Source organism: Corynebacterium callunae, assembly GCF_046592015.1.
Classification (GTDB): domain Bacteria; phylum Actinomycetota; class Actinomycetes; order Mycobacteriales; family Mycobacteriaceae; genus Corynebacterium; species Corynebacterium callunae_A.
In genome coordinates this window covers 111407-131681 of the sequence record NZ_JAWVOB010000006.1, presented here as the reverse complement: position 1 = coordinate 131681, position 20275 = coordinate 111407, and the positions used below count along the sequence as shown (strand labels likewise).

At 52.4% G+C, this 20275-nt stretch carries 17 protein-coding genes; 3 read left to right on the top strand and 14 right to left on the bottom strand.

Features of this window, described 5'->3' with window-relative positions; all coding sequences use genetic code 11:
* Positions 1–9 precede the first annotated feature (9 nt).
* The 6 genes from pafA to SFC07_RS08395 form a co-directional block, all read right to left on the bottom strand.
* Complete coding sequence (gene pafA, locus SFC07_RS08420; RefSeq protein ID WP_411207867.1) at positions 10–1485, bottom strand: Pup--protein ligase; 1476 nt, start codon at positions 1483–1485, stop codon at positions 10–12.
* Entirely contained in the window at positions 1482–1676 is a 195-nt protein-coding gene (locus SFC07_RS08415) for a ubiquitin-like protein Pup (RefSeq protein WP_411207789.1), read from the bottom strand. Before SFC07_RS08415 ends, pafA begins: the two co-directional genes overlap by 4 nt.
* A gap of 232 nt (positions 1677–1908) precedes the next feature.
* Positions 1909–3453 (bottom strand): depupylase/deamidase Dop, encoded by a 1545-nt coding sequence (dop, locus tag SFC07_RS08410; RefSeq protein ID WP_411207788.1) that lies wholly within the window; start codon positions 3451–3453, stop codon positions 1909–1911.
* Between the two features lie 121 nt (positions 3454–3574).
* Positions 3575–5158: a proteasome ATPase gene (gene arc / locus SFC07_RS08405; RefSeq protein ID WP_411207787.1), complete on the bottom strand. Its 1584-nt coding sequence runs from the start codon at positions 5156–5158 to the stop codon at positions 3575–3577.
* Between the two features lie 48 nt (positions 5159–5206).
* Positions 5207–6043, bottom strand: coding sequence for a tRNA (adenine-N1)-methyltransferase (locus SFC07_RS08400; RefSeq protein ID WP_411207786.1), 837 nt, complete (start codon positions 6041–6043; stop codon positions 5207–5209).
* A gap of 46 nt (positions 6044–6089) precedes the next feature.
* Complete coding sequence (locus SFC07_RS08395; protein ID WP_411207785.1) at positions 6090–7352, bottom strand: M18 family aminopeptidase; 1263 nt, start codon at positions 7350–7352, stop codon at positions 6090–6092.
* A 70-nt stretch (positions 7353–7422) separates the two neighbouring features.
* On the opposite strand from SFC07_RS08395, the gene SFC07_RS08390 reads away from it, so the two are divergent.
* On the top strand, positions 7423–8259 hold the full coding sequence (locus SFC07_RS08390) for a RecB family exonuclease (RefSeq protein ID WP_411207784.1): 837 nt from the start codon (positions 7423–7425) through the stop codon (positions 8257–8259).
* Between the two features lie 116 nt (positions 8260–8375).
* A complete protein-coding gene (locus tag SFC07_RS08385; RefSeq protein WP_411207783.1) occupies positions 8376–8621 on the top strand; it encodes a HigA family addiction module antitoxin in 246 nt (81 codons plus the stop codon).
* A 96-nt stretch (positions 8622–8717) separates the two neighbouring features.
* On the opposite strand, the gene SFC07_RS08380 is transcribed toward SFC07_RS08385, so the two are convergent.
* The 3 genes from SFC07_RS08380 to SFC07_RS08370 all read right to left on the bottom strand — a co-directional run bounded on the left by SFC07_RS08380 (position 8718) and on the right by SFC07_RS08370 (position 12111).
* Positions 8718–9314, bottom strand: a complete 597-nt coding sequence (locus tag SFC07_RS08380) for a hypothetical protein (RefSeq protein ID WP_411207782.1) — start codon at positions 9312–9314, stop codon at positions 8718–8720.
* 3 nt (positions 9315–9317) lie between these two features.
* A complete protein-coding gene (locus tag SFC07_RS08375; RefSeq protein ID WP_411207781.1) occupies positions 9318–10685 on the bottom strand; it encodes a hypothetical protein in 1368 nt (455 codons plus the stop codon).
* Positions 10686–10911: 226 nt separating this feature from the next.
* Positions 10912–12111 carry an MFS transporter gene (locus tag SFC07_RS08370; RefSeq protein ID WP_411207780.1) on the bottom strand — a complete coding sequence of 400 codons (1200 nt, stop codon included), beginning with the start codon at positions 12109–12111 and terminating at the stop codon, positions 10912–10914.
* Positions 12112–12257: 146 nt separating this feature from the next.
* On the opposite strand from SFC07_RS08370, the gene SFC07_RS08365 reads away from it, so the two are divergent.
* Positions 12258–12722, top strand: coding sequence for a MarR family winged helix-turn-helix transcriptional regulator (locus tag SFC07_RS08365; protein WP_411207779.1), 465 nt, complete (start codon positions 12258–12260; stop codon positions 12720–12722).
* A 146-nt stretch (positions 12723–12868) separates the two neighbouring features.
* Here SFC07_RS08365 and aspA read toward each other — a convergent pair whose 3' ends face one another.
* From aspA to metH, 5 genes are all read right to left on the bottom strand, one after another.
* Complete coding sequence (aspA, locus tag SFC07_RS08360; protein WP_411207778.1) at positions 12869–14419, bottom strand: aspartate ammonia-lyase; 1551 nt, start codon at positions 14417–14419, stop codon at positions 12869–12871.
* A gap of 126 nt (positions 14420–14545) precedes the next feature.
* Positions 14546–15391, bottom strand: coding sequence for an ATP phosphoribosyltransferase (gene hisG, locus SFC07_RS08355; protein ID WP_411207777.1), 846 nt, complete (start codon positions 15389–15391; stop codon positions 14546–14548).
* A gap of 15 nt (positions 15392–15406) precedes the next feature.
* A complete protein-coding gene (locus SFC07_RS08350; RefSeq protein ID WP_211208095.1) occupies positions 15407–15679 on the bottom strand; it encodes a phosphoribosyl-ATP diphosphatase in 273 nt (90 codons plus the stop codon).
* A 69-nt stretch (positions 15680–15748) separates the two neighbouring features.
* Complete coding sequence (locus tag SFC07_RS08345) at positions 15749–16444, bottom strand: HAD family hydrolase (RefSeq protein ID WP_411207776.1); 696 nt, start codon at positions 16442–16444, stop codon at positions 15749–15751.
* A gap of 55 nt (positions 16445–16499) precedes the next feature.
* On the bottom strand, positions 16500–20069 hold the full coding sequence (gene metH / locus SFC07_RS08340; RefSeq protein WP_411207866.1) for a methionine synthase: 3570 nt from the start codon (positions 20067–20069) through the stop codon (positions 16500–16502).
* Between the last annotated feature and the right edge of the window lie 206 nt (positions 20070–20275).

Sequence of the window (20275 nt, the reverse complement as noted above, 5' to 3'; positions counted from 1 at the left end):
ATCCTCCGACTAGTTGCGATAAGAGGCCGCGTTTTCCTCCATATATGCGATGAGCTCATCCACCTCGGGGTTTGTTACCGCAAAAGGATCACTGAGCTCAACCAACTGGGGGTCAGGCCTATTAACTTTGTGGCGCATCCAATCGACGGTCACAGCTGCACCTAGCTTATCGGCAGTCTGCAGAATTCGCCCGCGAAGATGCGCGCGGGTGGTCTCCGGAGCATTGTCCACCGCGTGTGCAATAGCCTCATCGGTGGTCCATCGCTTGATCAGGCCCCTGGATTGCAGCAGACTAAATAGGCCACGACCAGGTCGAATATCGTGATAGGTGAGGTCAATTTGGGCTAGCCGTGGATCGCCCAGCTCCATGCCCCCACGATCTTGATAGCGCTGAATGAGCTTTCTCTTAATCACCCAGTCAATCTCAGTATCCACAGCAGAGAAGTCTTGAGTTTTAATGGCCTCCAACATGCGGCCCCAAAGATCGAGGACACGGGCTATTTCGGCATTGGAGGTTCCAGAAACTTCTGGCTCAGGGCGCACCATAAGCCACTTCTTCGCGTGTTCAAAGACGAGGTTTTGGATCTCCAAAGCGCTAATAAAACTGCCATCTTTGAGCGCTAATTTAGTGCTGCCGGTGAAATCACGGGCGATTTCACGGATGGAGGCAATGTCATTTACCAACTCCAGATTGGGCAGGCCAAAATCAGCCTCAATCATCTCCAACACCAACTGGGTGGAGCCGATTTTAAGAGCAATGGTGGGTTCTGCCATGTTGGAATCGCCCACGATAACGTGCAGACGACGGTATTGGTGAGAGTCTGCATGGGGCTCATCACGGGTATTAATAATTGGGCGCGATCTCGTGGTAGCACTGGATATGCCCTCCCACACATGGTCTGCGCGCTGGGAAATGCAGTAGCCCAAAGGAAACTCTTCACCCTTGTGACCAGGGTTGGGATGGTAAATCCGGCCGGCACCGCAAATAAGCTGACGGGTAATAAGGAAAGGCATGAGGCGTCGGCCCAAAGACTTTAATGGCATGCCTCGGCCAACGAGGTAGTTTTCATGGCAACCATAGGAGTTGCCGACAGAATCCACGTTGTTTTTGAAGAGATAAACCTGGCCGCCAATCCCCTCTTTTTTCAGGGTTTGCTCGGCGGCAACGGCCATGCGATCGGTGATTACATCACCCGCTTTTTCATAGTTGATGAGCTGAGTGAGGTTGTCACATTCTGCAGTGGCGTACTCGGGGTGGGAACCGACATCAAGATATAGCCTGGATCCATTGGGGATAAAGATATTTGAGCTGGCGTATTTTTCCACGATGGGCCGAAACATCATGCGGGCAATCTCATCGGGGCGTAAACGTCTAGCCTCGCCATCGGTGCAGGTGATGCCGTATTCGATCTCTGTACCGGTGATGCGGCGGGTAAATACCTCTGCTGGTGTTGATGTGGTTTCCACGTCACTCACGAGTCTTATTCGCCACCTTTTTGCACATAGGAACGCACAAATTCCTCGGCATTGTTTTCTAGCAGTCCATCAATTTCATCCAGGAGGTCATCCACGCCAGTGGTGTTGATTTGTACCTGGCCAGAGGTCTGAGTGAAATCCTCATTGTGATCGTCTTCGCGGCCGCCACCAGCAGAAACCTGGGTTTGCTTGGCATTCATAAGTACACCTTCCTACGTTATTAATTGGGCCTGAAAAACAAGCACCAACTGAGAAACCTTAAAAACAGGGTTTCCCACATTCACAATAATTCACCCCACGTTAGCGGAGTCACATTGCCCCTTCAAAGTGCTTTTAAGCATCTCAGAGAAATATCCGGGGGTTTCCCTGAGCCACCAACCTACGCGCTGGCGCAGCGGAAGCGGCTTAGAGCTACTAAAGATTCAGGTTACCCTAAGAAGTTTTGAGCTTTGCCAAGGAGGTTAAACCACCTTGATCAAGACCTGCAATAACCTCATCAACGGTGCTTGCGGAATCGAGGATCTCCCCCACTTCTGCCGCGGCGAGGCCATCAAGCTCAGTGGTGGCAATTCGAATGGGATCCTCAAAACTTGCCTGAACAATAAGTGATTCCCAGTTAGCAGCAAGGACGGATTCGCCAAATTTATCCATCATTTGGCCACGGAAGAAGGCCCGGGAATGTGCCGGCGGAGTGGCTGCTGCCTGCGCGATGTCCTCTTGGCTAATAAGTGCGCGCATTCTGCCCTTGGTTACGAGGGCATGGTAAAGGCTGCGGGCTGGATCAATATCGCTGTACTGCAGGTCAATGAGCTGCATCTTGGGGTTATCAAAGCTTAAACCGCGGGCTTCAAAAGAACGCAGCAGCGCGAGCTTGGCGGTCCAGTCCAAAATATGGCTGGTGGACAAAGGATCTACGGCCAGCAGCTCCATTACTTCATCCCAGAGCGCGAGCAGTTCTTTTTCTTTGTCAGTGATGACAAATTGTGCCACCCGCTCACGGTAAACCCCGAGCACTTCTAGTGCGCTGAGGCGGCGGCCGTCGACAAGCTCAAGTTTGTGACTCAGTGTCAGATCGTGGGAGACGCGGGACACCTCAGCCACCGCCTGCTTGAGGCGCAGGTCGCTAAAGTCCACGCCAGCTTCGATGGCGTCCAGGACCAGCGCCGTCATGCCGAATTTGAGGAAGTTGGAGCTTTGGGACATATTGCCATCGCCGATGATTACATGCAGGCGACCCCAATGGTCGGCGTCGGTGTGGGGCTCATCGCGGGTGTTGATAATGCCACGGTTGAGGGTGGTTTCCAAGGAGATTTCTTGTTCGATATAGTCGGCACGCTGGCTGATTTGGAAGCCTGGCTTTTCACCGTGTTGGCCCAGACCCACGCGACCGGCGCCAATGATGACCTGGCGGGAGACAAAAAATGGGATCAGTGCCTGGGCGAGCACATCAAAGTCGACGTCGCGGGAATAACGGTAGTTTTCATGGGAGCCATAACTTGCGCCCTTGCCATCGACGTTATTTTTATAGATTTTTAGTGGCGGGCACGGTGGGTGGCCGTCCAACACAGAGTGATCTTGGCTGGTAAAGCCAGCAACGTCGGAAACTGCCTGCATAAGGATGTGATCGCCGGCAGCGTCATAAACCATGGCATCCCAGGCATTATTGACCTCTGGGGAGGAATATTCTGGGTGCGCGTGGTCGACATAAAAACGCGCGCCATTGGACACAAAAACATTGGCCACGCCCATGGAGAAAGGATCAACCACCGGCGCCTGGTGGTAACGGCGCAGGTCAAAACCGCGAATATCACGCAGCGGAGTTTCTTGCTCATAATCCCAGCGCACGCGGTGTTCGCCAAATCCCCGGGCAATGGAATATGCCACCACCGCGTGGGTGGACGTGACAATGGGGCTCAGCAAAGGAGCGCTGGGCGTGGAGATTCCATATTCTGTTTCTGCACCGATAAACCTATCCATGGTTCTAAGCATATAGAGCCACCCTTTAAGGTGGGGCTAAAACATACAGGCTTTAGCCCCACCTCTGCCGGGAGGCCGGGATGGGGAGCTGCCGGGCCGCCACCCCAGCACCCTGCAGCTGCTAGTTGACGACCTCCACCGCAACCACACGCTTTGCCTGGCGGCCGGTGATCCGTGACCACTCATCAGGGTTGGAGGTATTGGGCAGATCCTCACTTTGCTGATTTTCATCGTCAATAGCAGTGATAAGCTGCGCAGCACTCAAGCCTGCACCATCGCCATCAATATGGGTCTTAATAGCCAATTTCTTTGCACGGTCCACAATATTGGCGATCATCGCGCCGGAAACAAAGTCATGGTAATTCAAGGTGTCCTCAGTGCCATCGGCAAAGCTCAGGCGCACATAAGGGCGTGGAGTAAAGAGGTGGTCTACTGCGATATCAATGAGTTCCTCCGCAGGTTGAGCCAGCGGAATGGAGTTGGTGATATAGCGGGCAAAAATATCCCGAGCACCGCTCTTATTGGGGCGGTTGATGCGGATCTTGATGTCCAAACGACCCGGGCGCAAAATGGCTGGGTCGATAAGCTCTTCACGGTTGGTAGCACCGATCACGATGACATTGGAGAGGTCCTCCACACCATCAAGTTCTGCCAATAGCTGTGGCACCACGGTGGTTTCCATATCCGAGCTCACTCCTGAGCCACGGGTGCGGAAAATTGACTCCATCTCATCAAAGAAAATAATGACGGGACGGCCATCACCTGCCAGCTCGCGGGCGCGTTCAAAAATCACGCGGATCTGGCGTTCGGTTTCACCCACATACTTATTCAGCAGCTCAGGGCCCTTAACGTTAATAAAGTACGAGGTTCCAGCCTCACCAATGCGCGCAGACAGCGAGTTAGCCACAGCCTTAGCAATCAGGGTTTTGCCACAACCGGGAGGACCATAAAGCAATACGCCCTTAGGTGGGTGCAGGTTATAGGCGCGGTAAAGCTCAGGGTGCAAAAATGGCAGCTCAACGGTATCTTGAATCAGCTCGATTTGATCATCCAAACCACCAATGTCCTCATAGGACACATCGGGAGCTTCCTCCAAAGCCAACTTGGAAATCTCAGTCTTGGGAATAACCTCAAAAGCGTAGCCCGCTTTGCGGTCTACCAAAAGCGTGTCACCGGGGCGCGGTAACTTGGCGGTGCGATCCATTAAAGGCCCCGCAAGCTTTACGACGCGTTCCTCACCCGATCTATCCGACACCAGCGCACGATCGCGACCGATCATTTCCATCAAGGTGGCTAATTCACCGGTTTGTTCATAATCGCAGGCCTCGACCACCTGATTGCCCTCGCCCAGGCGAACCATGACACCGGGCATAAGGTCAGCTGCGCACAGCATTGGTGAGACAGCAACGCGCATGCGCCTGCCACCGGCAAAAATCTCCGCATTGGAGCCATCTTTGGCAGTTTCTAAAAAGGTGCCATACACAGATGGTGGCTGTGCCATTTCCTCCAGCTGCGCAAACATCATGGAGAGTTTGTTGCGCGAGGATTTCAGCATCTCCGCCAATTTGGTGTTTCGTGCTCCCAAATCTGAGTTGGTGCGTTTTAGTTGACGCACCTCATCAGAGATTCGGGTTAATTCCTCCCGATTAAAATCCGAGAAAGAATTATTTGCAGCAGGGTTTGTTGGTGAGCTCATGCCCACCACTTTAACCCCTGTGCTCTAGCCATTTGCATAAGTATGCAAAAAGCAGCTTTAGCGGCGAGCCTTACGCTGTGGACGAGGAGGCTCCACACCATCAGCCAGGCGGCGAGTCATCACCAAGAACGCAGTGTGCGCATTCATACGGTGCTCAGGGCGAGTAGCTAGTCCCTCGACCTTCCAGTCACGCACCAGTGATTCCCAAGCGCGGGGCTCGGTGAAGCACTTTTGTTCGCGGATTCCTTCCATGACCTTCATCAACTGTGGCACGGTAGCCACGTAGGTCATGAACACTCCACCTGGAATCAGCAGATCCTTGCAGGTTTCGAGCATTTCCCAAGGCTCAAGCATATCCAAGATGATGCGGTCCACTGGTCCGCCGAGATCATCAACGGTTACTTCTTTGAGGTCACCCAGGCGTGGGTCCCAGGTGTCTGGGCGCTTGCCAAAGTATTCCTCGACATTGGAAACCGCATATTCAAGGTGATCTTCACGGATCTCATAGGAGATAACATTGCCCTGCTCGCCCACTGCACGCAGCAAAGCCATCGACAATGCACCAGAACCAGCGCCAGCTTCCAGCACGCGCGCGCCGGGGAAGATATCGCCTTCAACCAGGATCTGAGCGGAGTCCTTAGGGTAGATCACCGCAGCGCCACGAGGCATGCTGAGCACAAAATCAACCATGAGGTGGCGGAAGCAGAGGAAATCAGATCCCATTGTGGACTGAACCACGGAACCTTCATCGGCACCAATGATGTCATCGTGAGCAATTTGGCCACGGTGGGTATGGAAGGTTGTACCAGGTACCAAAATGATGGTGAAGTGGCGGCGTTTGGCGTCCGTTAGCTGAACGCGGTCGCCTGCCTGGAAGGGACCGGAGTAGGGCATGTGCCCTCACTTTCTCAAAATCTATGAATCGTGCGTGAACTCGGCGTTAATTTACCAGATAACTCTCCAAGGCTTTTTCAAACCATAGGAGATCCTTCACTCCAGCCATTTCGCGAGCTGAATGCATGGACAATAATGGGATACCCACATCGACAGTAGAAATACCCAAACGCGTTGCACTAATAGGTCCAATGGTGGAACCACAGGGCACCTCATTATTGCCAGCAAAGACCTGATGTGGCACTCCCGCCATCTGGCAGGCGCGGATCCATACCCCAGAGCTTAGAGCATCTGAGGCATAGCGCTGGTTGGCATTAACTTTAAGCACTGGTCCGCGACCAATCACCGGATAATTCACCGGATCGTGCTTTTGGGGGAAGTTTGGATGAATAGAGTGCGCTGCGTCCGCAGAGACCATGGTGGAACGCTGGAACATTTGACGGTGTGTTTCCTCATCGGCGTCAAGTGCAGTGGCGGTGCGAATCAGCACATCTTCCAAAAGAGGGCCCGCTGCACCAGTTGGTGAATTGCTGCCCACTTCCTCGTGGTCAAAAGCTGCCAGTACCAAAATGTCGGAGCTATTGTCCTCAGTTGTGGAAGCCTTAATCAGCGCCTTGAGTGAAGGATAAACACTGCTGAGATTATCGAGCCTGCCGGCAGCAAAGAAATCCCCATGTGCACCAAAAACTTCAGCTTCTTGAGCATCAACGGTAATGAGATCATGACTGAGGATATCGCTGCTCTCTACACCAGCTGCCTCAGCGATGACCTCCATAATGGAAACCTGGAGGTCACCCACCGCGAAAATTGGCTGCAGGTGATGCTGCGGATTAAGCGCAAAGGTGGTGTTGGTAGTGCGATCTAGGTGAATAGCCAGGTTGGGGATCCGCAAAATCGGGCCAGTGTTAAGCAGTTTTACTGAACCATCGGCCAAGACAACACGTCCTGCCAGATTGAGTTCACGGTCGAGCCAGGTGCTAAAGATTGGGCCACCATAGACTTCAACGCCAGCCTGCTGAAAGTGCCGATTAGGTAGGTCACCTAAAGGCTTGAGCTTAAAGCCGGGGGAATCGGTGTGAGATCCAATAATCCTAAATCCAGATTCCCAGGAAGCGTCTTCTGGAACCCACCAGGCGACTACTGCGCCGCCTCGGACCAAGAAGTGTCCGCCAGGGGTGGCATCCCAGGTCTTGGTCTCATCCTGACGACTAAATCCAGCTTCTTCCAAAAGTGTGGCTACGGTTTCAGCAGCGTGATATGAGCTGGGACTATGAGCGATAAAGCTCTGGAATTCGTCAGTTGCATGCATGTCTCAAGATTAGCTAACTCCCCCTCCCCTGCGCAGAATGTCCGGCCGAGCAATTAAGGTGAGAACCATTATGACCAGCTCTTCAGAAACTTTGCCTAAAAAACCAAAGCCCCTTGCGCTCTCCCCATCGCGCGCCGGGGATTATCAACAGTGCCCGCTGCTCTACCGCTTCCGGGCCATTGATCGCTTGCCGGAGCCTAAAACAGTTGCACAGGTGAAAGGCACCTTGGTGCATGCGGTATTGGAGCATATGCATAAGCTGCCACGTGAGGAACGCCAATATCCGGCGATGGTCAAGCAGTTGAAACCTACCTGGGCCACCATGTGTGCTGAGGATGCGGAATTAGAAGAACTCGTTCCCGCTGATCAACTGCATGATTTCTTGGTGGAGTGCAGGTCTTTGCTGCGGGGCTATTTTGAGATGGAAAACCCCCAAGGCTTTGATGCCACCGAGTGTGAGATGTATGTAGATACGGTCCTGCCTAATGGCGTGCCAGTGCGAGGTTTTATTGACCGCGTAGACACTGCTCCTACTGGTGAGGTGCGTGTGGTCGACTATAAAACAGGTAAAAAGCCCAAGCCACAGTGGAGCCAGCAAGCACAATTCCAAATGCTCTTCTATGCGCTGGTTTATTGGCGGCTTTTTGATTCCATCCCAACTCAGCTGCGTTTGATGTATCTCAAAGTTAATGACTCAATGTTCCTAAGCCCCTCGAAAGAGCAGCTGGAATATTTTGAGCGCGACTTGGCTGAGCTGTGGGCAAAAATTGAGATGGACGGCAAGGCTGGACACTTTAGGACCAAAACCTCCAAGCTCTGTGGTTGGTGCCCACATCAAGCTTTGTGCCCAGAGTTTGGTGGAGTGCCGCCGGAATATCCGGGCTGGCCAGGCAGCACGGCTGACTAGGCGCTTCGGTTTGCAGGTCGGGGAAATCAGACTATTCTTAAGAAGAACCTTTATTAATGAATTTTTTAATAGGTTTTAGCCATATTCTTAAATGAATTTTTCTGAAAGGATTCTTCGTGGTTACCCCGCAGCACCCTGGCGAGATTTTGCGCCAACAATTTATGGAACCTTGTGGCATCAGCAATTATGACCTGACTAAGTCCCTGCACGTCGCCGAATCCACCATCGCCAATGTGGTATCCGGTCGAAGCTCACTGAGTGAAAGTTTGGCTGAACGTTTGGAAAGAGCTTTTGGGCTCGGCGTTGCGGAATGGATGGATCTACAACGTAATTTTGACCTGGTTCAAAAAATTTCGGCATAAAAGAAGGCGCCTGGCGTGAAGGAGAAATCCTCGCAGCCAGGCGCCTCGTGGTTTTTCGTCGAAAAGCGGTCTTTTAATGCTTATGGGTGATTTGCGCTAAAAATCCCATTGGTGGTCTGGGTCATTCAAAGCATCTGCGGTTGCTTGGATAGTTGCGAGATCTTTAAAAGGAGAAGATTCCGCCAATTTGAGAATGCTATCCAGTCCCAGTGCTAACTGTTGATTATCCCCTTTTTCTAAAGCATCATCGACGACAGTAAATAACTTCTGAAAGTTCTCCCGACGCTCATCGAATGATTTATCCAAGTACTCCAGCAAAAGAGCCTTTTGCATTTCTATATTCGTAATCGCTACATCACGTTCTGCTGCGATGCCCACGCGAACGTTTCGTTGGACTGATTCAAACTTGGCAGCTTCACCAGCCATCAAAACGACGGAAATCAATGCTCCAATTACATCATTAGGGTGAGCAATTCTTATTACCGGAGCGTTTATATTTTCCTTAAACGCGTGCTCGAATTTTTCAGCACCATCGTGATTGGTTTCCGTTTCACTAGAATCTGAGACTCTTGAATCGGGTGCTCCCCGTCGACCATTTCGATAGGTTCCAAATTTTTGAGCACCAAGGGAAATCAGATCTTCTCCAAATTCGTTATAGAGCAGGCGAAATACATCGTTAAAGTTTTGTGGCATTCTCTAAACCTCCGTATTTAGCACTGAATGTACCTTGCCAATAATTTGCATGCTCTCGAAACTAAGATTTTGATCGTCGTCCAAAATCGGTGTTTGTGCCAATATGACCATGGTTTTGATGAGAATTCCGCACTGATTAAAAACAGCTACATGTTCTGAGTTGTGAAAATCGAACTCTGGAATAATTTTCTCGAGTTCGTCTAATTTTCCAATGACTCTCCACTTGAGTTGCTCAGTGATTTCACGGAGTTCCGCAGTACGATCACCAATTCCGTCCATGACTAGCCACCCCTTTTCGATGCCTGTCACCGCTAAACCGACTTCTCTCTCGTAGTCCTTGGCCTCAGTTAATTTCTTGCTGTAGTGGACGGATGCGATCGTTCCTGCTGCCAAAATAGCAACCACGCCCGTAGATCCTGCCGTAATCGCAGTTAAGACTGTGGTGCCAAGCGCGACGCCACCGCCACCCGCGGCAAGACTCCCTCCACCCAGCCATGCCAAAGTGGCATTGGTAGCAGCCGCACCACTGAGCGCGGAGATCGCCGTTCCTGTCGATGCTGAGGCAACGGCCCCAACAGCAGTCGTTACTGCGGTTGGGGTGCCAGTGAGTGCTGCGAGACCGAAAACACCTGCCACTGCGGTGGATCTTAAGGCTTCACCAGCGGCCATATCAATGGCTTTCATCTCAGCCAATTTGTCGCAACGAAAATCTGCACCCATTAAAATCTCATATTCTTTGGCTGCATTATTCTGCTTGAGTGCTTTAAGTTGATCCAAAAAACGTCCCACTGTCAGATGGAGAACTTGCAGTCGGTATTTGCCAAAATCCTCAATGGCATAGTTAAGTCGTCGCCGTTTCTCCTCTGTTACTTCTTGAGCTAGCTCATAGTACTCGGAACAAACCTTTTGAATTTCTTTGGCTGCTTTGCGGTTTTGGACTGCCTGGACTCCAATTGCGCTTTTTCCAATTAATACTGCAGATTCAGCGAGGGTCGCGCGATTGGCGTTCTCTATTTTTTCTTTAGTGCCCTCGACGAAGTTTTTGCTAGCCTCGCCTGCATTTTTAGCAGCTGCGGTGGCAGCCTGTCCTGATCTCTTGGCGGCTCCGGCTAGATCATCAAATCCGAATTTGCTATCCGCATTGAAATCAAGTTTAGAAGCAATCTTCCTTCCAAACTTTCGGCGTTTGGTCTCAGCACCATCTTCTTCTGCTTTTTCAGATTCTGAGAAATTCGATCCTGTTTCCGAAGACTCTGCCTCTCTAATCTTCTCCGCAGCGTATTTTTCCAAATCAAATTTCGGAAAGTCTTGCGCAATTAATTCCTGATAGGCCTTTTTGGAAACTTCAAATCTATTTAACAGATCTTCCATCGGAATCTCATTTCTGATTAGGAGCGGTTAGTGATGGTATGAAGTTTACTGACGCGCTGGACACTCAGTAGGGAAAATCAAACATCTAATCGCAATTAGCTAATTAATTGGGCTTCACAGATTTTAGTCCTGACCTAAAAGATTTCCGCATAAACAATGGCGCCTGGCGTGAAGGAGAAATCTTCACAGCCAGGCGCCTCGTGGTTTTTCGTCGAAAAGCGGTCTTTTAATGCTTATGGGTGAGCCAATAATAAACGCTAGCGAAAACGATCAGCACCGCCAAGCAGCCGTACATCACGCTATATCCGGTGGCGGACACCAAAACTCCCAGCAGAATCGGGCCGAGGCCAATGCCGATATCAGTAAAGAGGAAGAGGGTGGAAATTCCTGAACCTACCTGATGTGCTGGAACCGAACTTACCGCAACAGCTTGGGCTGCAGGCATCAAAGTTCCATATCCCAAACCGGTGAAAATACCGGCAATCACAATGTGCCAGTTCTCCCCCGCAACAGCCATAATGGCCAGCGCAATCGCGAAGTTCGCCAGACCGAAAAACATAACGGGGTTAGCGCCGCGTTTGTCCTGGACACGGCCGAGGAAAGAACGCATGGCCAACATTGCCACGGCATAAGCAATGAAGAATAAACCTGCACCAGCGCTTAGTCCGCGCTCTTGAGCAAAGCCATTGATGTAGGTAATAATGCCGGCATAGGACAAACCAATCATCAACATAAAGAAGCCAATGGTAATGACGGCTGGCTGGATCACAGACTTTGGCGTCCAGGCCACCTTAGGGCGGTTGCGATCGGCCTCGCGCAAATGCGCAGGCTTCTTAAAGAAAATGGTCAGAACGAGCCCAATAAGGTTTGTTGCTAGGGTCAGCCAAAACAGGGCGTCATAACTAAAACTGCCGACGACAAACAGTGCGACGGCAGGGCCTACAGCAGTAGCCAGAGTAGATCCCAAAGCAAAATAGCCAGTACCCTCTGCCCTACGACCAGCGGGAATGACAGTTTGCACCAGAGCCATCACTGCAGTTGAAGCCATGGAATAAGAAAAGCCATGAATTAGGCGCACGGCAATAAAGGCACCGAAGGAGTTCACTGGGATATATAGCAAGGACGCAATTGTAGAAATACCTACGAAAATAAGCAGGATCTGCTTCTTGCCAAAACGGTCAGAGGCCCAGCCTGCAAAAAGACGAGCCACAGTTGCGCCGACAACAAAGGCGCTGGCAGCAAATCCTCCGGCTGCCTCGGACACTGCAAATTGCTGCATGGCATAAAGCGCCATGACGGTGACCAAAAAATAAAAACAAAGATATTGCGAAAAATTAACTAGCCAACCCAAGACAAAAGCGGGGGTAAACAATGGCGGATGTTCATTGTTTTTTGAATCCGCGGTCGTGGCTGCGGTGATTGCCACTCAACACTTCCTTTCAACTATGAGATTTTGTCTCCACAAGTTAGGATAAAACTTTAATAAGCTAGACTTTTGTATTATACAAATGGCTTTTTTGAAAGCACCATTGGCCTTGTGTAAAAGCTTTAAAGATCTAAAGAAGGAAACCCGTGTCAGCAGACCGACCTGAAAATCCCTTTGCCACAATTGCCTACGAGCAAATGTTAAATTCCAGGTACGCCCTGCAAAACCATCCTGCTCATGGATTTTCCGCCGGTTTAGACCGTAGTGCCACCGTCTTGTTGGCGCGCCTTTCAGTAGCTGAACCTATGACGATTGCCGAACTAGCCGAGGCCTTTGGTTTGGATATCTCGACTGTGCACCGCCAGGTGGCAGCCGCTATTAAAGCTGGCCTCATTGAAAAAATAGCTGATCCTGAAGGCGGTCAGGCTAAAAAACATCAACCCACCGCTGAAGGCAATCGTCTCTTGGCCTTGGAGTTTGAGTACCGTGAAGCCACCACTAAGAAAATTATGGATGGTTGGAGCGAAGCAGAAATTGCTGATTACCAACGCCTTTTGGAGAAATTTAACCGCGGCATTGAAACTCTGCGTAACCAGCCATGGCCACGCTAAAGGCCTTGTTTTGAGGTTCCCGGTGCAAAGCGGTGCGAACCGGTGCGCAAAAGAGGAGCTCTCCCCTGCCCAGTTGTGGGTTTGAGGGAAAGCTCCTCCTTTAAATTGGGGCCCTAGGTAAATCAGGGCCTTAAGTTGTGGCTGATTTAAGACTCAAGGTAAAGCTTGCCACGAAAAATTGGGTGCATAAGGTTTTCCTTGGACAAGACGTTATCAAGCGTCTTTTCATCCATGAGTTTTCTTTCCAACACCAATTCCCTTACGGAACGGCCGGTGCGGGCTGCTTCTTTACCGATTTCATCGCCGATGTCGTGGCCGAGGAATGGGTTGAGGTAGGTGATAATGCCAATGGAATTATCCACATAGGCGCGGCATACCTCAGGGTTAGCGGTAATGCCCACCACGCATTTTTCGCGCAGGGTCTTGGCTGCATTGGTCAGAATACGCAGTGATTGGAAGAGGGATTCGCCGATAACAGGCTCCATGACGTTGAGCTGCAACTGGCCAGCTTCTGCTGCCATGGTGACTGTGAGGTCGTTGCCGAAGACCTTAAAGCACACCTGGTTTACAACCTCAGGGATAACTGGGTTGACCTTTGCGGGCATGATTGATGAGCCAGCCTGGCGCGGTGGCAGGTTAATTTCATTCAAACCTGCACGGGGACCAGAGGACAGCAGGCGGAGATCATTACAGATCTTGGACAGCTTCATCGCTGCGCGCTTGATCGCTGAATGGGCCAACACATAAGCACCGGTATCGGAGGTGGCCTCAATGAGATCACGCGCGGACTTCATTTCCAGACCAGTGACTTCGGATAGTGCAGCAGTGACCTGGTGGCGGTAGCCCGCAGGAGTGTTCACGCCGGTACCAATCGCGGTGGCACCCAGGTTGATCTCCAGCAGACGGTCAGCGGCCGATCGCAGTACGGCTTGTTCCTCAGCGAGGTTATGGGCAAAGGCGCGGAATTCTTCACCCAGGCTCATGGGAACTGCGTCTTGGAGCTGGGTGCGGCCCATTTTGATAATGTCTACAAACTCATTGCCCTTATCGCGGAAGGCAACCTGCAGCAGTTCAATTTCCGCAATGAGCGTTTGAATTCCGGCGTAGATACCTAGGCGGAAACCAGTGGGATATGCATCATTGGTGGATTGGGACATGTTGACATCATCCATGGGGTGCAGGATGTCATAGCGGCCTTTTTCATAGCCCAAATGTTCCAGCGCCAGGTTGGCAATTACCTCATTGGTGTTCATATTGAGGCTGGTACCGGCTCCGCCCTGGAAAACGTCAATGGGAAATTGATCCATGCAGCGGCCTTCAACCAGTACCTGGTCACAGGCCCACACAATCGCTTCTGCCTTTTCTGCGGGCAGGGTGTGCAGGCGGCGGTTGGCCAGCGCTGCTGCCTTCTTCACCTGAACCATGCCGCGAATGAAGTCTGGAACATGATTGATGGTGGTGCGAGAAATTTGGAAATTGTCTACAGCACGGAGAGTGTGGACGCCATAGTAAGCATCGGCGGGGATCTGGAGTTCACCTAGGAGATCAGATTCCACGCGGAAAATTGGCTTGGCTGCTTTTTTGGAGCTGGCTTTCGTTTTTTCGGAAGCTGCATTGTCAGTGGTAGCTGAGGGTGTGCTATCCGTAATGGCCTCCGGATTTGGTTCTTCGGAAGCTTTGTGGCTGGTCTTTGACATGAAAAATGCCTCTCACAAGTAGGTGCTGAAAATCACGATTGTGTTTTCCCAATCCTACGGATTTATGAGAGGCAAGGGGACGGATTTAGTCCCTCAAATGGGGCTGAAAATCCTTTTAACTTTGGCCTAGATACGTGCGATGCGGATTTCTGAAGCCAAAATAGCCTCGGCACCAATTCCTGCCAACTTATCCATAATGGCGTTGGCGGAACGACGTGGAACCATTGCGCGCACTGCAACCCAATTATCGCGAGCTAGTGGCGACACAGTTGGGCCGGAAAGACCTGGGGTGACAGCAGTTGCAGCCGCCAGATTGTCGCGATCCACGTTGTAGTCCAGCATGAGGAAATTCTGCGCGTGCAAAATGCCCTGGATACGACGCAACAAAATCTGCTGCTCAGGGGTGACCTTCTCATCGCGGCGCCCCACAATCACTGCCTCTGAGGTGCACAAAGGCTCACCAAAAGGCTCAAGGCCCTGTTGACGCAGGGTGCGTCCGGTGGAGACCACGTCGGCGATGGCATCTGCCACGCCCAACTTGATTGATACCTCAACGGCGCCATCAAGGCGCAGCACGTCAGCGGTAATACCGCGCGCAGCCAGGTGGTCACGCACCAAGTTCGGGTAAGAGGTTGCAATGCGCTTACCCTGCAGCTTTTCGACGGACCACTCTTCGCCAGCTGGAGCAGCATAGCGGAAGGTGGAAGATCCAAAACCAAGGGACAAAACCTCATGCACGTCGGCACGGGAATCTTTAGCTAGATCGCGACCAGTAATGCCCAGATCAAGCTGGCCACCAGCAACGTAGATGGCAATGTCTTTAGGACGCAGGAAGAAAAACTCTACCTTGTTTGCTTCATCCAAGACGTTGAGGGACTTTGCGTCACCGCGACCGGCATATCCTGCTTCTGCAAGGATTTCCATGGCGCGCTCGGACAGGGATCCCTTGTTAGGGACGGCAATTTTCAACATGATTGCTTAAATCTCCTACAGGTTCTTGTAGATATCTTCGGGCTTCAAGCCACGGGCAACCATGATGACCTGAGTCCAATAAATAAGCTGGGAGATTTCTCCAGCTAGTTCTTCATCGGTCTCGTACTCGGCTGCAATCCAGACCTCTCCGGCCTCTTCGATGACCTTCTTGCCCACATGATGGATACCTTTATCTAAGGCAGCTACAGTTCCAGATCCCTCAGGGCGAGTCTGGGCGCGGTTAAGAAGTTCTTCATACAGCGAGTCAAATGTCTTCACTCGGTACATTCTTCCACATCACACCTGTGGATGTGCTTTTGGGGGAGCTATAAATTCGTGTCCCTACTTTTGATTGACTTAGGAACTAACTCGCACAGCACGAATTTCAGCAAACCACTGCCCCACCATCTCTGCAGTGACACCCTCAAAAGAGTTTGAACCATGAAGTTCCCGAAGTGGCACCACCCCTGCTGGTGCTTCCACCTCTTCTGGATGCAGTCCAATAACTACGCAGCCAGCGTTAATGGCGCCAGTCATGCCATTAAAAGAATCCTCAAAAACGAGGCACTCAGAGGTATCCAGGCCTACGCGGCGAGCTGCTTCCAGATACATATCAGGTGCTGGCTTGGGGGACGCGACTTCATCACCAGCAATGGAATCGATAAAAAATTCATTGCCCACTGCAGCGATGGAACGATCTGCGAGCTCGCGCTCGGTGTTGGTGGTTACCACCATTGGAATGCCCAGCTCTTTTAATTCTTTAAGGAGGGGGCGAACTCCAGGATTGGGCGCGAGGGTTTCGTCGAAAAGCTCATGAACGCGGGTGAAAATCGCAGCGCGGTAGCGCTCGTAATCCTCCTCTGAAACCTCAATGCCTGCGTGCTGCGCGCAAATGCGCATGGTGCGTGGCAGGCTCGAGCCGACGGTGAGCTCGCGCAGCTCTGGGGTTAGCCGACGTCCCATGGACTCGCTGAGCTCGTAGGTAGCTATGCCCCACTGTGGCTCCGAATCCACCATCGTGCCGTCCATGTCCCAGAAAATCGCCTTGATCATGCCGTCAACCTTAATGGGATCCCGGCAAAGTGCAACGTTGCCGGGATCAAAGACGCTAAACGTTAAAGTATTTTGCGTCGGGGTGATAGAGCACAAAGGCGTCTGTTGACTGCTCTGGGTGCAGCTGTAATTCCTCAGACAGAGTCACGCCGATGCGCTCTGGCTCGAGCAACTCCACCAATTTTGCGCGGTCCTCCAGGTCTGGGCAGGAGCCATAACCAAAGGAGAAACGAGCTCCGCGGTAGTCCAGATCAAAGAATTTATTCTTATCTTCTGGATCATCATCGCCGGCGGTGCGACCATCGCTGAGCTTAAGCTCGCTGCGAATGCGGGCATGCCAGTATTCCGCCAAGGCTTCCGTCAGCTGCACGCCGACGCCGTGAACCTCGAGGTACTCGCGGTACTCATTGGCCTCAAAAAGGTTATTGGCAAATTGCGCGATGGGATCACCCATGGTGACCAGCTGGAATGGGAATACATCCACCTGGCCATCCTTAATGGCCTGATCGCGGGGGCGAATGAAGTCTGCGATGCACAGGAAGCGACCACGCTGCTGGCGCGGGAACTTAAAGCGCATGCGCACTGGTGACTCTGGTTCTGGGGATTCCAAAATCAGGATTTCATCGCCTTCAGCAACGGCTGGGAAATAGCCGTAGACCAGTGCCACATGGTCCAAGATACCCTCTGATTTGAGGCGGTCTAGCCAATAACGCAGACGGGGACGGCCCTCAGTTTCCACCAATTCCTCATAGCTCGGACCTTCACCACCGCGGGTGGATTTTAGTCCCCACTGCCCCATGAACAGTGCGCGTTCATCGAGGTTGCCCAGGTATTCCGCCAAAGGCAAGCCCTTAACAATGCGAGTGCCCCAGAAAGGTGGCTGTGCGATTGGAGTGTCGAGGGAGACGTCGGAACGCGCTGGTACGACCACTGGCTCGGCCTTAGCCTTACGCTCAGCGGCGATCCTGCGGGAGCGCTCATTTCGAGCCTTACGCTCTGCCTTCTTCTCTGCAGCAGCGATGGCTTCAGGGGAGGTTGGGTCAATTCCCCCGCCTCGTTTTTCTGCCATGATCTCATCCATCAGGCGCAGGCCTTCGAAGGCATCGCGGGCATAATAAACATCGCCCTGGTAGACCTCGGCGAGATCATTTTCCACATAGGTGCGGGTCAGCGCTGCGCCACCCAGGATGACTGGATAATCAGCTGCGTTGGCGTGGTTGAGCTCCTGCAGGTTTTCCTTCATCACCACAGTGGACTTCACCAAGAGGCCAGACATCCCGATGGCATCTGCACGGTGGGTGTTTGCGGCCTCTAGCATGGCGGAGAGTGGCTGCTTAATGCCGAGGTTGACTACGTCATAGCCGTTATTGGACAAGATGATATCCACCAGGTTCTTGCCGATGTCATGCACATCGCCCTTAACCGTGGCCAGCACGATGCGGCCCTTGCCGTCTGCCTTTTCCTCGCCGTTGGCGGCTGCTTCCTCTTCCATAAAAGGCTCGAGGTAAGCAACAGCTGCCTTCATGGTTTCAGCAGACTGCAACACAAAAGGCAGCTGCATTTGGCCCGAACCAAAGAGCTCACCCACGGTTTTCATACCATTGAGGAGGTCCTCATTGATGATTGCCAGTGGGGATTTCTCTTTCATGCCGGCGTCAAGGTCCTCATGCAAGCCCTTCTTATCGCCGTCGATAATGCGCTGTGAAAGGCGCTCAAAAAGCGGCATGGCAGCAAGCTGCTCCGCGCGCGCATCTTTGGCGTCGGCTGCAGATACACCTTCAAAGAGCTGCATGAATTCTTGCAGCGGATCATAACCTTCGCGGCGGCGGTCATAGACCATATCCAGGGCGACTTCGCGCTGACGCTCATCAATGCGGTTCATGGGCAAAATCTTGGAGCTGTGCGCAATGGCAGAGTCCAGACCTGCTTGGATGCACTCGTGGAGGAACACCGAGTTGAGCACCTGGCGTGCTGCTGGGTTGAGGCCAAAGGAAATATTGGATAGGCCCAAGGTGGTGTGAATATCTGGGTAGCGCTTCTTCAGCTCCCGGATGGCCTCAATGGTTTCGATGCCATCGCGGCGGGTTTCTTCCTGGCCAGTGGAAATGGGGAAGGTAAGGCAGTCAACCACAATGTCATTGATACCAAGGCCATAGTTGGTGGTGATGTCCTCGATAAGACGCTCAGCGATCCGGATCTTATGCTCTGCGGTACGGGCCTGGCCTTCTTCATCGATGGTCAGGGCCACTACCGCTGCGCCATGCTGCTTGACCATGGCCATAATGCGGCGATAGCGCGATTCGGGGCCGTCGCCATCTTCAAAGTTCACGGAGTTGACGATGCTGCGTCCGCCAAGGTGCTCCAGACCAGTGCGGATAACCTCTGGTTCCGTGGAGTCAATCATGATGGGCAAGGTGGAGCTGGTGGCTAGCAAGGAAGCGAGCTGTGCCATGTCCTTGGTGCCATCGCGGCCGACGTAATCCACGCAGAGGTCCAGCATGTGGGCGCCATCGCGGGTTTGTTGCTTGGCAATGTCCACGCACTTTTCCCAGTCACCAGCGAGCAGTGCCTCACGGAAAGCCTTGGAGCCATTGGAGTTGGTGCGCTCACCAATCATTGAGATGCCGGTTTCTTGTGTAAGTGGCACAGAGGTATATAGGGATGCCACGGCATCTTCGACCTCGATGGTGCGCTCGCCACGCTCAACGGGACCTGCTGGAACCTCATGGAGGGAGGAGGTTTCAGCTGCAGGTACACCTACCACTGCATCGCGGACTGCGCGAATATGTGCTGGGGTGGTACCACAGCAGCCGCCAACCATGGACAGGCCGTAGTCGGTGACAAATCCCGAAAGCGCCTTGGCTAGTTCTTCAGCGCCGAGGGGATATTCTGCACCATTTTTGCCCAGTACTGGCAGGCCTGCATTCGGCATCACAGATACCGGAATATCGGCATGCTTGGACAGGTAGCGCAGGTGTTCGCTCATCTCATCTGGGCCGGTGGCGCAGTTGAGGCCAATCATGTCAATGCCCAAAGGCTGCAGGGCGGTCAGTGCCGCACCAATTTCAGAGCCCATTAGCATGGTGCCGGTGGTTTCTACGGTGACATGGCAAATGATGGGCAGGTATGTGTTGAGCTCTGCCATTGCTTCTTGCACGCCATGAACTGCGGCTTTAACCTGCAAAAGGTCCTGCGCAGTTTCGATGAGGAAGGCATCGCCGCCACCCTCAATAATGCCCAGTGCTGCTTCCTTGTAGTGGCCTTTGAGATCTGCATAAGGTGCGTGGCCCAGGGAAGGCAATTTGGTACCAGGTCCTAGTGAACCGACCACAAAGCGACGCATGCCATTGCGTCCGGGACCCATTTCATCGGCTACTTCCCTAGCAACAGCGGCGCCCTTATAGGCGAGCTCGCGGCAGCGGTCAGCGATGTCATAGTCCGCCAGGTTGGGCAGGTTACAGCCGAAGGTATTGGTTTCTACGAGGTCAGCGCCAGCCTCAAAATATGCGCGGTGAATATTGCGCAATACGTCTGGACGGGTGTGATTGAGGATCTCATTGCAGCCCTCGAGGTTGAGGAAGTCTTTTTCGACATCAAGGTCAAAACCTTGCAATTGGGTGCCCATGGCACCGTCGCCGATCAACACATAATTGTTGAGAGCTTCCAAAAACTCGGAGTTCACAGGCTGGTTCAAAAGTGCAGCAGAGGCTGGGATAAAAGCTGTAGTAGACATTGGATAGACAGCTTAGTACGGCTAAGCCAAATCCTTTAGTTTTTGGGTAATTTTACTCACAGGTATTTAAAGTCACCCCAGCTAATTCACCCCGCTTC